The 13,788-nt window shown below is 44.3% G+C and carries 11 protein-coding genes and 1 pseudogene; 9 read left to right on the top strand and 3 right to left on the bottom strand.

Going from position 1 to position 13,788, the window contains the following annotated elements; all coding sequences use genetic code 11:
- Positions 1 to 25 precede the first annotated feature (25 nt).
- The 6 genes and pseudogenes from ACLGGO_RS19955 to ACLGGO_RS19930 all read left to right on the top strand — a co-directional run bounded on the left by ACLGGO_RS19955 (position 26) and on the right by ACLGGO_RS19930 (position 5,638).
- Positions 26 to 1,357 (top strand): AAA family ATPase, encoded by a 1,332-nt coding sequence (locus ACLGGO_RS19955; RefSeq protein ID WP_446420617.1) that lies wholly within the window; start codon positions 26 to 28, stop codon positions 1,355 to 1,357.
- Complete coding sequence (locus ACLGGO_RS19950) at positions 1,347 to 1,904, top strand: hypothetical protein (RefSeq protein ID WP_446420616.1); 558 nt, start codon at positions 1,347 to 1,349, stop codon at positions 1,902 to 1,904. Before ACLGGO_RS19955 ends, ACLGGO_RS19950 begins: the two co-directional genes overlap by 11 nt.
- Positions 1,905 to 1,913: 9 nt before the next feature.
- Positions 1,914 to 2,057 (top strand): annotated as a pseudogene (locus ACLGGO_RS19945) (UPF0175 family protein); the annotation flags it as partial.
- Positions 2,058 to 2,350: 293 nt separating this feature from the next.
- On the top strand, positions 2,351 to 3,463 hold the full coding sequence (locus ACLGGO_RS19940; protein WP_446420615.1) for an AI-2E family transporter: 1,113 nt from the start codon (positions 2,351 to 2,353) through the stop codon (positions 3,461 to 3,463).
- Between the two features lie 30 nt (positions 3,464 to 3,493).
- Positions 3,494 to 5,170, top strand: a complete 1,677-nt coding sequence (locus ACLGGO_RS19935) for a mechanosensitive ion channel family protein (protein ID WP_446420614.1) — start codon at positions 3,494 to 3,496, stop codon at positions 5,168 to 5,170.
- Between the two features lie 153 nt (positions 5,171 to 5,323).
- Positions 5,324 to 5,638 carry a (2Fe-2S) ferredoxin domain-containing protein gene (locus ACLGGO_RS19930; RefSeq protein WP_446335197.1) on the top strand — a complete coding sequence of 105 codons (315 nt, stop codon included), beginning with the start codon at positions 5,324 to 5,326 and terminating at the stop codon, positions 5,636 to 5,638.
- Between the two features lie 33 nt (positions 5,639 to 5,671).
- Here ACLGGO_RS19930 and tnpA read toward each other — a convergent pair whose 3' ends face one another.
- Positions 5,672 to 6,106 (bottom strand): IS200/IS605 family transposase, encoded by a 435-nt coding sequence (gene tnpA / locus ACLGGO_RS19925; protein WP_446335196.1) that lies wholly within the window; start codon positions 6,104 to 6,106, stop codon positions 5,672 to 5,674.
- Positions 6,107 to 6,157: 51 nt separating this feature from the next.
- On the opposite strand from tnpA, the gene ACLGGO_RS19920 reads away from it, so the two are divergent.
- Positions 6,158 to 7,339: an RNA-guided endonuclease InsQ/TnpB family protein gene (locus tag ACLGGO_RS19920; protein ID WP_446420613.1), complete on the top strand. Its 1,182-nt coding sequence runs from the start codon at positions 6,158 to 6,160 to the stop codon at positions 7,337 to 7,339.
- Positions 7,340 to 7,394: 55 nt separating this feature from the next.
- On the opposite strand, the gene ACLGGO_RS19915 is transcribed toward ACLGGO_RS19920, so the two are convergent.
- A complete protein-coding gene (locus ACLGGO_RS19915; protein WP_446335194.1) occupies positions 7,395 to 8,069 on the bottom strand; it encodes a response regulator transcription factor in 675 nt (224 codons plus the stop codon).
- A 693-nt stretch (positions 8,070 to 8,762) separates the two neighbouring features.
- Here ACLGGO_RS19915 and ACLGGO_RS19910 point away from each other — a divergent pair.
- The gene (locus ACLGGO_RS19910; RefSeq protein WP_446420612.1) at positions 8,763 to 12,758 is read left to right on the top strand and encodes a beta strand repeat-containing protein; all 3,996 of its coding nucleotides are present in this window, start codon (positions 8,763 to 8,765) and stop codon (positions 12,756 to 12,758) included.
- Positions 12,759 to 12,883: 125 nt separating this feature from the next.
- Positions 12,884 to 13,345, top strand: coding sequence for a CPBP family glutamic-type intramembrane protease (locus tag ACLGGO_RS19905; protein WP_446420611.1), 462 nt, complete (start codon positions 12,884 to 12,886; stop codon positions 13,343 to 13,345).
- Positions 13,346 to 13,356: 11 nt separating this feature from the next.
- Here ACLGGO_RS19905 and ACLGGO_RS19900 read toward each other — a convergent pair.
- Positions 13,357 to 13,788: WD40 repeat domain-containing protein (locus tag ACLGGO_RS19900; protein WP_446420610.1), on the bottom strand; the 432-nt coding region annotated here is incomplete at its 5' end.

The following is a 13,788-nucleotide window of genomic DNA, read 5'->3' as shown; positions in this document are numbered from 1 at the left end:
ACAAAAGAAAGAGTGTATTTAAGGTATGAGTCAATCGACATCGGCTGAAAGCAACAACAAGGAAGTTCAGGGAATCACCAAGATTTCTGTACAGGGGTTTAAGTCACTCTATGACGAGTGCAGTATTGAAATCCGTCCCTTAACCATTCTGGCTGGTGCGAATAGTTCCGGTAAATCCAGCATCATGCAACCATTATTGCTAATGAAGCAAACCCTGGAAGCACCCTATGACCCTGGGGCTTTGTTACTGAATGGTTCTAACGTAAAATTTACTTTAGCCAAACAACTCTTATCCTGCGTTTCTAGGACATCCAATCAATTTAAGATTAAACTTCAATTTACGAATGACTATCTAATAGAGAATATATTTCAATTAAGCAAAGACATAGGAATAGATATTGTACGCACAGAATTTCATTTCGGAAATGGACGGATTTGGCAGATTTCAATAGACGGTAAAAATAAAGAAATTATTGACGAGTTGCAGTTGCAGAAGTATCTCGACAAAGCACCAAGGAGACAAAAAAATGAACTAGACTCAATGTTTCCAGAACCACATTTAAAAGAGGGTAGTGTCAAACGAGTTCGATGTTTTTTAGAACCTAAAAACCTAATACTTTTTAAAGGATTAAGCGAAAAAATTCGTCAGGTAATTCATGTTCCAGGACTAAGAGGTAATCCAGAGCGCCAATATCCGACTACAGCTATTGGTGACGAGTTTCCTGGCACTTTTGAAAATTACATCGCAAATATCATCAACTTTTGGCATAAAAATGAAGATTTTAAATTACAAAAATTAGCTGAAGCTCTTAAAACTCTTGGATTAACATCAAAAATAGATACTAAACAGATGAATGATGTACAGATTGAATTGCGTGTAGGTCGTTTATCAGGAATATATGATGCAAATGATATGGTCAGTATAGCTGACGTTGGTATTGGTGTCTCTCAAGTTTTGCCAGTATTAGTAGCGCTTCTGGTAGCCAAACCAGGACAGTTAGTTTACATCGAGCAACCAGAACTTCACTTACATCCTCGCGCCCAAGCCGCTTTAGCTAATATACTAGCAGATGCAGCTAAACGGGGTGTCCGTGTTGTTATAGAAACTCACAGTGAATTGCTACTTTTAGCTGTTCAATCTTTAGTCGCAGAACGTCAACTATCACCAGATTTAGTAAAATTGCACTGGTTTACACGGGGAGATGATGGGATGACAAAAATTAGTAGTGCTGATTTAGATGAAGCAGGTGCTTTTGGAGATTTTCCTGAAGATTTTAGCGATGTATCTCTAAAACTAGAAAGTCGCTATTTAAATGCAGCTGAATCTCGCTTATCGGAAGGTTCCAGTGGTAGATAAAGGGCTTTCCAAGCGACTGGTAATTGATGCGTCAGTTGCCCGTTCATCTGGCGGAGAGGATGCGACTTATCCAACATCGGTACACTGTCGGGATTTTTTACAAGCTGTTTTGGATATCTGTCACAAAGTTGTAATGACGCCGGATATTAAAGAAGAGTGGGATAAACATCAATCAATATTTGCGCTGAGATGGCGTCGTCGGATGGTGGCTAAAGGTAAATTTGTATTTTTAGATGTGCCATTAGATAAGGAGTTATGGGATAAAATTGACCAAATTGCTGCTACGAATAGACAGCGTGCAGAAATGTTCAAAGATTTACGATTATTGGAAGCCGCGATCGCGACAGATAAAATTGTGATATCGTTGGATGATAATACAGCCAGAACATTTTTTAGTCAGGCGGCTGTTGAAATTAACACACTAAAAGAGATTGTGTGGGTGAATCCCGATAAAGTAGAAGAAGAAACACCGATTGAGTGGTTAGGAAGTGGTGCAAAACCTGACTCTAAGCGATTACTGGGAACCTGGCGCGATCGCGTACCATAGATCTAAGGTTCGGCTGAAGTACGTCAAATACTCAAGTTACCATCTCGTCTTGAAACTCACGCCTTTTTGAAGCGGATGGGAGTTTATCTAAACTATGACGAATCGGAATTAGAACAGGATCTTCAAACTCTTAAGGAGTTCAGATCTACATGATTGTTGTTTCTGATACTTCTCCAATTTGTTATTTGTTGCTAATTAACCAAATTGAAATATTACCACTCCAAAAATTAGCTATGCCAACACGATGTAGTTCGCCAGTGTGAGAGTTGAGTATATACTCAAAACCAATTTCTTGCGCTTCCTGATAAAGGCGGAGATTTCTAAGTCTCTTGCCCAAAATACTTAAATTTGACATAATTAAATTTACTGAGGCTCAACATCATTATCGATTTTAATATACTTATATTGTAATATTTGTCAACAGTCTCTCAAGCTGAACCGTTGCCATGTCTGAACGGCGGATTGCTATTTCCATTCAAAGTATCCTGCTCATTACCGCTACCGTTTTGCTGCTGCTGCTGCTGTGGCAACTCAGTAGTCTGTTGGTAATCCTAATGATCGCGGTTGTCCTCGCCGCCACCTTAGCCCCGATAATCAAGAGCGCCCAACAGTTGGGAATACCTCGCTGGTTAGCTGTTCTCTTGGTCTATTTAGGCTTACTGACTATTTTAGTTGGAGTCGGGGTATTGATTGGACCCACCGTGGTGCAGCAAATCCAGCGCCTGTTTCGCCGACTCCCTGACTATCTAGAAGTGTTAGAATCCTTACTCGACCGTTTAGCAGTGCGCCTGGGTATTAGCGAACCGATCATTAGTCAAATTTTTGATACGCAAACCCTCGCCAATTGGACAATTCGTTCTGGTCAACAACTCGTTGTCCGATCTTATGGGGTAACGCGGGGGTTGTTGGGTGGTGTTCTCAGTGTGATTCTGGCGTTATTTCTATCGGGCTACATGCTCTCCGGTTCGGAACCCTTAATTAAAGGTATCGTAAGTTTATTCCCCAAACCCTGGGATCACCGCTTGGCGGCGCAGGTACAGCCAGTGAGTCGGCGCATGGGTAATTACATCCAGGGACGAGTGTTAGTTTCGGGGATTTTAGGAATTGCAATTACCATTGGCTTGAAATTTTTGGGGATTACCGAGTTTGCTTTAGGTTTAGGTGTGATTGCTGGGGGAACCAATCTAATTCCCTTTTTTGGTCCGGTGTTAGGGGCGATTCCGGCGTTGATTGTGGCAATTGCCCAAGGGGGGTGGACTTTTTTATGGGTATTTCTCCTGTTTGTGATTATTCAAAATGTGGAAACTTATGTGCTTGACCCCCTTTTAGTCGGTTCTTCGGTGAGAGTTCATCCCCTGTATCAGTTGTTAGCGGTAGTCGGTGGCGCACAGGTGTTGGGGATTATCGGGGCGTTAATTGTTCCCCCCTGGATAGCGGGGGCGTCTGTTTTGCTGGAGAATCTCTACTTGCAACCCAAACGACTGGCGGAACAGCAAGCCGCCGCCTTATCGCCACCGTCTGTGGAAGAAACTAAAAGCACTCTCTCGATGAAAGGCTAACATTGTTACAAAACCTTAATTTTAGAGTCAATGAAGTTTGTTTCTTTTGTCCGGGTGCGGATTTTTCGGATGCTAGTCTTGGCATTTACGGTCGGTTGTTTACTCGCTGTTTTGCCTAGTTTAGCTCAAACCAATTCCAATCAAACCAATTCCAATCAAACCAATTCCACAGCATCCATTATGCTGGATGGGCGCAAGATATTTGAAGTGACTCCATCTGAACAGTACAGCGCCCAAGAACGAGCCGAGTATGTGAATCAAGTTCTCCAAGAACAGGTGAAAACGGCAGAATCTCCCATAAGAGTTGAAATCAAGGCTCAACAAAAAATACCCGTAATTGAGATTAATGGGCAACATTTGGTTTCCGTAACTTCAGAAGATGCGCCCGAAGGAAGAACAACTCAAGAACAAGCTGAATTCTGGCGAAAAAAACTGCAAACGGTTATTCAAAAGGCACAATATGAGCGTACACCAATCTATCTGATTCAAGCCATTGCGATCTCAATAGGTTGTGTATTCCTGGCGATCGCATTGAGTTGGGTACTCGGTAAGCTTTGGTGTGATTGGCTCAAACCCCAGTTGGAAAAAGACGCGGCGGAGTCAGTCCCCTTAGAAGGAGCTAAACAGCCGAACAGCCCGAAAATCGCCGGAAAAGTTCTCCTGGGACTCATCCGCTGTGCGATCTGGATCTATGCGCTGATTTACATTACTAACCAGTTTCGCCAAACCCGACAATTAAGTCACATCGTTACTGATACTTTAATTGCCAGTTTAACCTCAGACCTGGTTCCCTTAGGAGATAACTCCTATTCGGTCTTGAATCTACTCATTCTCACTGGATTATTTGTTGGGCTAATTATCCTGGCAAAAGTGATCAAAGAAGGGTTGCGATCGCGGGTTTTACGGTTCACGGGTTTGAGTCGCTCGTCTCAGGAAACTATTGCGGTTATTTTAAATTATGCCTTTATTTCTATCACCAGCCTTGTCTTATTGCAGTTATGGGGTTTAGATATTAGTTCCCTCACCGTATTTGCTGGCGTGTTGGGGGTTGGCATTGGCTTGGGATTGCAGGGAATTGCGAAGGAGTTTATTAGCGGCTTGGTATTAATCTTTGAACGTCCAATTCAAGTGGGCGATTTCGTTGATGTGGGCGGCTTGATGGGAACTGTGGAATATATTAACGTTCGCAGTACCGAAGTAAAAACATTAGATGACATTACCATTATTATTCCTAATTCCAAATTTTTGGAATCGGAAGTTCTCAACTGGTCACATCACAGTTCTGTATCCCGATTAAAGATACCTGTGGGCGTGGCTTACGGATCAAATCTAACTACTGTCAGATCGGCTTTGATTGATGCAGCAAAAGAACATACTGATGTTCTCGTGCAACCCACACCCAGAGTCTTTTTTAAGGGATTTGGTGAGAGTTCTCTTAATTTTGATTTATTGGTTTGGATTAGTGAACCCCGCAAGCAGTTCCAAATTAAAAGTGACCTTTATTTTCGGATTGAGGTAATTCTCCGCCATCGAGGTGTCGAAATTCCCTTCCCACAACGGGATCTTCATGTTCGTTCAGGGAGTTTACCTGTAGACATTTCTCCTCAATTAGTGGAATCCTTGGCACAGCTATCCCAGAGTTTGGCGAAGTGGTTAGATCAACAACCAACGGCTAATCCACCGCAAGATGGTAATGGTCATAAGTAGGTGGGATAATTAAATGTTATTTGTCATTCGTCGTTCGTCATACTCAAAAGAGCGAGAAGCCAGCTACGTCTTATGTCTTATGGTTGATTGTTCCAGGCTAAATAGGTCAGCGTTAAGATAAGAAAGAACATGTAGAACTAAAATCAACAATCAGTGGCAACCGACTCCCAAAATAATACACCCAAGCAAGTGCTAGTTTGTCAACATCGCTCCTGTCAAGCCGAAGGTTCAACCGATGTCCTGGCTGCTTTTGAGAAAGCGGCTGAGGATACAGATTTTCAGGTAAAAGGGACAGGTTGTCAAGGACAATGTAGTTGTGGTCCCACGGTGCGAGTTGTACCTGAAGAAACCTGGTATTATCGGGTTCAACCTAGTGATGTCCCCCAGATTGTGGAACAACACCTCAAAGACGGTAAGCGGGTTGAAGAAAAGCTGAATCCTCGGATTCATCTGCGGTTTAGTTTTTGAGATTATCTTAACGTCTGGAGAAGACCCTCACTTTTAGTGATGGGATGAATCCGGACAATCTTGGCTTTGAACGTAGACTTTAAGCTGTTCAATGGTAACACCGCCACAACTGGCGACGAAATAGGAGCCTGTCCAGAGAAAACGTTTTCTATAAATTTTAGCTAGTTCTGGTTCAAATTCACGCCACAGTGTCTTAGATGCTGTGGCTTTTAAATTAGCGATAAGATTGCTCAGCAGCTTGTGAGGAGGATAACTAAGTAACAAATGAACATGGTCAGACTCCCCATTAAATTCAATAAGATTAGAATCCCATTTTTGGGCGACGGAGCTAAATACCTCACTCAATCTGTGCATCATAGCTTCACTAAGTACCTGGCGTCGATATTTTGTCACAAAAACTAAATGTACGGTGAGATTGTATACGGCTCTACGACTGATGTTGTAGTTAGTTGTTTTTGTGGTTGACATTTGCACGGCTAAATAACTATGATTAGTCTAGCAGTATTTAAAGGTCGATAAATGCTAGTATACGAGTTTAAGCTTAAAGGTTCTAAGCATCAGTTTTCCGCAATAGATGAAGCGATACAAATAGGACAATTCATCCGTAATAAGTGCTTAAGATACTGGATGGATGCGCCAAGAGAAGAGAAAGTTAACCGATTTTCTCTGAACAAGTATTGCAAAGTTTTAGCTGACAATCCTGAATACCCTTTTGTTGCTAAATTAAACTCAATGGCTCGACAGTCTATGGCAGAGAGAGCATGGGCTAGTATCAGTCGATTCTTTGAAAACTGTAAGAAGAAAGTTTCAGGGAAAAAGGGATATCCAAAGTTCAAGAAGTTCAGCCGTTCGGTTGAGTATAAAACGAGCGGTTGGAAGATTTCTAAAGACAAAAAGGCTATTACCATTACTGACGGAACTGGAATCGGTAAACTTAAGCTTGTAGGTTCAAGAGATTTAAGCTACTACCAAAGCGAACAAATTAAGCGAGTACGCTTGGTGCGTAGAGCCGATGGGTATTACGCTCAATTCTGTATTGATATTGAGCGTCAAGAATCTGTTGAGTTTACAGGAAGAGCGATTGGATTAGATGTGGGGCTTAATCATTTCTATACGGATTCCGAGGGGAATCAAATAGAGAACCCTAGGTATCTAAGAAAAAGTGAGAAAGCCTTAAAGCGTCTCCAAAAGAATCTCTCCAGGAAACATAAAAGAGGTCAGCCGCAGTCGAAGAGATATCACAAAAATCGCGTCAAGCTGGGACGTATTCACTTAAAGATTTCAAGGCAACGCCAAGACCACGCTGTCAAGTTAGCGCGGTGCGTTTGTCAATCTAACGATTTGATAGCCTACGAAGATTTAAGCGTTAAAAACATGGTCAAAAACCACTGCTTGGCGAAGTCGATATCTGATGCTGGCTGGACTCAGTTTCGAGAATGGGTTGACTATTTTGCTCAACTCTTTGGGAAGCAAGTGGTAGCTGTTGCTCCTAACTATACTTCCCAAAATTGCTCAAATTGTGGTCAAAGAGTCAAAAAAACGCTATCGGTTAGGACTCATGTTTGTAGCTGTGGAACAATTCTCGATAGAGATGAGAATGCAGCTAGAAATATCCTCGCTTTAGCACTACAAATACTGTCGGGCGGACAGAAATTAACGCTCAGGGAGAGAAGAATCTCTGCCAAGGATAAGGAAACTTAGCTTTGGTAAATTCGCTCGTTGAACTGAGAATCCCTCGCTTTTAGCGATGGGAGCGTCAATCCCGCAATACATAACCGACACCCCGCACCGTTTGCACCAAGCGCTTCTCGCCATTGGCTTCCAGTTTCAGGCGCAAATAGCGCACGTAGACCTCGATAATATTGGAATCCCCCATAAAATCATACCCCCAGACTCGTTCTAGGATTTGGTCACGGGTGAGAACCTGGCGAGGATGGGAGAGTAGATAATCGAGTAAATCAAATTCCTTAGCCGTGAGTTCAATTAAGCGATCGCCCCGATAGACTTCACGGGTCGAATGGTTTAAGCTTAAATCAGCAAATTGTAGGGTATCTGGGTCTTCCTCCTGATTCCGTCGCAGATGTGCCCTGACTCTGGCTAATAATTCCTCCACACTAAACGGTTTAACCACATAGTCATCTGCACCCGCATCCAACCCCGCCACGCGATCGCTCACTTCATCTTTCGCGGTTAATAATATAATTGGCACCTTATCACCCGTACTCCGCAGGCGGCGACAAATTTCCACTCCCGATACTCCCGGTAACATCCAGTCGAGAATCAGCAAATCTGGCTGAGATTCCCGCGCTTTTACTAAACCCGCCAACCCATCCGGCGCCACGCTGACTTGATATCCTTCATATTGCAGTTCCAGTTCGATAAACTTGGCGAGTTTTGCCTCATCTTCTACAACTAAGATATGGTGCGTCATTGCTTGGAGATTCTGAAAATACTACTATAACTACGGCTTGCTGAATCAGCGTTACTAAGAAATATTAACAAGCGTCAATGTTTACTGTTCCCTATTTTCTAATCTCAACCGTCAACTTTAATGCAAGTCCCACTACTGACAAGCTTGAAGTAATCCCTGCGATCGCATAAAGTGACCTTAATATTAAATTATGTAAATATTGATCAAACGCTTAAGCTATTCGGCATTTAGAACCTGAATGTCAATAATGGCGAAATCACGTTCAGTGCGATCATTGCCCACCATCCTTTAAGAGCGTGCCATTCGTCTTAGTTTAGGTACAGTCCATCCGCACCAAAAGGACTTCCGTCTAAAGGAATAGTTTCTAATATTCACAAATACGACTAAAGTTGGTTTTTCCTAACAATTCGATTCTATAGACTGAGCCTGTCATTAAAAATATTTTTGACAGAAAAGGTGACTGGGTTTAGTGAGAAACCACCAGTTCGAGCATACCCATAAAGGGCTCAAGAATTAGCAGAACAATTTTGACTAACTTCGTTGGATTCTATTTGCTAGTTCTCAAGATCCCTAGGACTTACACAAAGGCTCTACATCTAGGGTGTGTTAGGGAAGCGTAATCCACCTTAACCAGTATCTCTGGTGTGGCTGAGTAAGTTCTGATCCAGTAAAAGTAGTGAGGACAAGTTAATAATGCGGACGGTTCAATTTATTGCACCTGTGTTGTCAGCAACTATTGCGGCAGGGTCATACATAGTAGGGACGATTGACTCCACATCAGCCCAGTCAATTACTCCTGCTCAAGATGACACAGGTACAGTGATTACCATGCCAGATGGACAAACTTACAACATTACAGGTGGAACGTTATCGGGTGATGGTGCTAATCTATTTCAAAGTTTTGAGCAGCTTAATTTAAACGCCGACGAGGTTGCTAATTTTCTATCCAATCCTCAAATTCAAAACATATTGGGTCGTGTGATGAGCACTGATCCATCCCTAATTAATGGTCTAATTCGGGTAACAGGCGGTAATTCTAATCTTTTTCTCATCAATCCAGCCGGTATAATCTTTGGTGAAAATGCTCAACTGGATGTACCGGGTGCTTTTACGGCAACAACGGCAGATCGCATCGGTTTTGGCGATAACTGGTTCAACGCCATTGGAGATAATAACTACACCACCTTGGTGGGGAATCCTAACCAATTTGCGTTCACCGCCGCGAATCCTGGCAGTATCGTTAACGTCGGGGATTTGGCTGTTACAGAAGGAAACAATTTATCCTTAATTGGAGGTAACGTCGTCAACACAGGAACATTGACAGCGCCTGATGGTAATATCACTGTTGCGGCGGTTCCTGGCACCAATCGAGTGCGGGTGAGTCAGAAAGGGATGATCCTCAGTCTGGAAGTGACAAATCCCGGTGATGCAACCGCCACGATTGATCCGGCTAGCCTGCCAGAATTGTTGACTGGCGATGGTTCTAATGTCACTGGTGATAGCATTGACGTTAACTCTGATGGGTCAGCGTACTTAACGGAATCTGGAACAACAATACCAAACGGCTCAGGAGTTGCCATCTCATCAGGCAACCTTAATGCCTCTAGCTCTGAAATCGGTGGTAGCGTGAGCGTACTTGGCGATCGCGTCGGTGTCATTAGTGCCGATATCGATGCATCTGGAACCACTGGCGGCGGTGAAGTTTATATTGGTGGCGATTATCAGGGCGGTGGTACTCTACCAACCGCATCCCGTACCTACGTCAGTGCTGACTCCACAATCAAAGCCGATGCTTACGCCAACGGTGATGGGGGTCAAGTCATTGTCTGGGCAGACACAATTACAGGCTTCTACGGCAATATCAGCGCCCAAGGCGGAGAAACGGCGGGTGATGGTGGCTTTGTGGAAGTCTCTGGTAAAGACACCCTGATTTATGAAGGCAATGTCAATACATCCGCCCCCAATGGTGAGTATGGTACCCTACTCCTCGATCCCAAAAATATTGCCGTCGTGGGAGGTACTGACGATGGCACTGACGATGCTGATCTAGAGAACGCCCTCGGATCAGATCCCGATGCTGACTCAGCGGAAGTTCTCGCTAGTGAACCGCCGACGGATGGCACGTTTACTATCTACGAGTCAGAATTAGAGGGTATGTCAGGCGACACCAATATTACTCTACAAGCCACGAACAACATCTCCATCAACGACTTGCCTGACGATGAACTACTCTTTGCTCCAGGTAGTGGCAGCCTCACCTTTACAGCAGATGCTGACGATGATGGCGCAGGCTCTTTTATTATGAACGGTTCTGCCGATGTTATCCGCGCTGAAGGTCGCAACGTCGATATTTCCGGTGCAGCTATTACGGTAGCGGGTATTGATACCTCTTCCGACGATGAGGCGGGGAACATTAGCCTCACCTCCTCCGGTGGAGACATTAAAGTTAATCAGGGCTTGAATGCCAATTCAGTCGATGCTGAAGGGGGAGCTATCAGCCTGGATGTCACCCAGGGGTTAGGAGCGATCAACATCAGCAGCAGCGGTGTTACCGTCTCCTCCACCTCGGAAAATGGTCAAGGTGGTAATATTACCTTCAACACCGCTGGTGGCAACATCACCACCTTAGATGTGCAAACCTTCACCAATGGTGACGGTACGGCTGGCGATATCGACTTCAATATTGCCTCCAACCCCGAAGGTACGGGTCAAATTGACACCAGCAGCGGCACGATTGATGCGAGTTCTGCCACGGGTACAGGCGGTAACGTGTTCTTTACGACAGCGGCAGGTAATATTGATACCGCCAACGTTGACACCAGTTCCGGTGGAAGTGCCAATGCTGGAGAAATTAAGCTCACCATTGATGGGGGTATTGGCTCCATCGATACCACCAATGGCACTCTGACAACTACCTCAGCAGGTGGCGATGGGGGTGAGGTGAAGCTAGCCACTAATGAAGGCAATATCAGCTCCAGCAATATTAACGCTTCGAGTGACGGAGGAGCAGCGGGTGAAGTTACCTTAGAGGTGGCGGCTGGTACAGGCTCCATTAATACTACCACTGGAACCATTGATGCGATCGCTGCTGTTGGTGAAGGTGGTAATGTTGAAATGCGAACCTTCCAGGGAACTATTTCTACCGCCGATGTCAACACCTTTTCGGAAGATGCAGACGGAAAAGGTGGACAAATTGAACTCAACATTCAAGACATAGAAGGCTCCATCGACACCACCGCCGGAATCCTCACCTCAGGAGGCACCGTTGCTGATGGCGGCAAGATTGAGCTGACTACCGTAGATGGCAATATTCAGACGGCTGATCTCAACTCCAGCGCCATTGAAGCAGGTAATGGCGGCAATATTGTCTCAGATGCAGGCGGCATTGGTAGTATTGATGTTACCAATGGTTTGCTTGACTCAACCAGCGTTGATGGTAATGCGGGTAACATTGACCTTGATACCGATGAAGGCGATATTCAAATTCAAAATTTGAATGCTAGTGCAAGCGGCGCAGGCAATGGTGGAACTATCAGCGCCACAGCGAGTCAAAATTTGGGTCAAATTACAGCGAGCGGTACCATTGATGCCAGCGCTGCGAATGGGGATGGCGGTGCCGTTTCCCTGGAAACTGATGAGGGCAACATTGACACCGCTGATGTCAATACCTCCTCGAATGGGTCAGGGGATGGTGGTAACATTACTGCCACAATCAATAATGGTCTCGGCTCGATTGACACCACCAGTGGGGCATACAACTCCACCTCAGCCGGGGGGAACGGTGGCGATATCAATCTCAGCACCAATCAAGGCGGCATTAGCACAAGTAACCTGAGTTCCTTCTCTGAATCAGATGGCACGATTGGTGGCAATATTGATCTGAGTATAAGTGGGCAGGAAGGTTCGATCAACACCACTACCGGAACCATCAAGTCAGGGACTAGCTTAGGTGCAGGAGGTGACATTAGTCTGTCTACCATTAATGGCAATATCAGCACGGCTAGCTTACTCTCTAACTCCACCGGACCTGAAATTGGCGGCAATATTAGCTTAAGCATTAGCGAAGCCTCTGGAGATATTGACACCAGCAATGGCATCATTGATGCGAGTTCTGATTCGGTTGATGGTGGTAATGTGTCGCTTTCGGTGGCTGATGGAAATATTTCCACCAGCAGCGTCATTGCTCGTTCAGAAGGATCAGGTATCGGCGGTGATGTTTCCGTTAGTGGTAATGAGCCAACTAAAATCGACACGACAAACGCTGCACCGGATGGAAGTACTTCTATGATTGATGTGAGTGCTGCCACCGGTACAGGCGGTAATGTGAAACTATCAGCGGGTTTTGTGGTAGTTAGTAGCACAGATGCCACGGGTAGTGTAAGCGGTGGTAACATTACCTATTTTGGTGATGAAGTAGACATTGCTGATGGCAGCGAAATTGAGAGTAATGGTGGTACACTCCAGTTTGGTACATTTACTCTGGCTCAAGATATTGTTGTGGGGGCAACCTCTAATCAGGGTGGCAGTTTCTTAGATATCATTGATGCGGAGATTGATTTCATCGTTGATGGCTTCAGTGAGATTGAAATTGGTCGTGCAGATGGTACTGGCACAATCTATGTCGTCAGTCCCAATTTTCCTGATCCGGTTATCTACCTACAGCCAACTGAGGATGGATTACCTGAGTAGATTACTGTGAGTAATTGGGTTAATTTCGCCTAAGTACGGGAGCAGCCGAGATGAATTTTAGGGAAAGAATTTACCACAAAGTCATCTCGGCTATACTCACTGTACCGACTCTGGAGAGTTGGCTCATGGCGGTTTTTCTGTTAGTGATTATTTCTTTAACGTGTTTACCAATAGGATTTTATTCGGGGCTTTTAGACATTAGGATTTTGCCTTTATCTTTTCTAGGTATTGTCAAAATTTTAGTGAGTCGCTTCTTTTTTCCCTCTTTTGCCGAAGAGCTGCTATTTCGCGTCCTGCCACTTCCCAGTAAAACCAGCAATACTCCAGTCAATATCCAATTGACTATGGCTATTATCAGCATAGTTCTTTATGTCATCGGTCATCCTATATTTGCCTTTTTATTTTACCAAAAAGCTTTCGGAGTTTTCACCAATCCCGGTTTTCTGTTGTCAACGCTAATTTTAGGAATCACCTTGACGATTTCCTACTGGCACTCTCGCTCAATCTGGCCTCCTGTTGTAATTCATTGGATTGTTGTTGTCGTTTGGCTACTTATATTCGATGGACATTCAAAATTAGATTTATAGTGCCTGGAACACTATTTTGATTTCGGCACTCGCCAGAGTTTAATGGTTTTATCTGCACTCCCACTAACTAATGTTTCTCCATCTGGAGTAATTACAATAGAATTAACTGAACTTAAATGACCTCTAAGGGTACGAATGAATCGTCCTGTAGGAAGTTGCCAAAGTTTAATCGTCTTATCTGCACTCCCACTGGCTAAAACTTGACCATCTGGACTAATCGCTAAAGCATTCACAAAACTCGAATGTCCCGTCAGCGTGCGAATTTCTTTCCCTGTGGCTAAATCCCAAAGTTTAATCGTTTTATCCGCACTTCCACTCACTAAAATCTTCCCATCCGGACTAATTTCTAGAGCGTTGACTGAACTTGAATGTCCCGTCAGCGTGCGAATTTCTTGTCCTGTGGCTAAATCCCAAAATTTAATCGTCTTATCCGCACTCCCACT

This window comes from Coleofasciculus sp., from assembly GCF_046565525.1.
Lineage (GTDB): Bacteria > Cyanobacteriota > Cyanobacteriia > Cyanobacteriales > Coleofasciculaceae > Coleofasciculus.
Note: the sequence above shows the minus strand (reverse complement) of the source record. Positions and strands in the feature narration are given on the sequence as shown.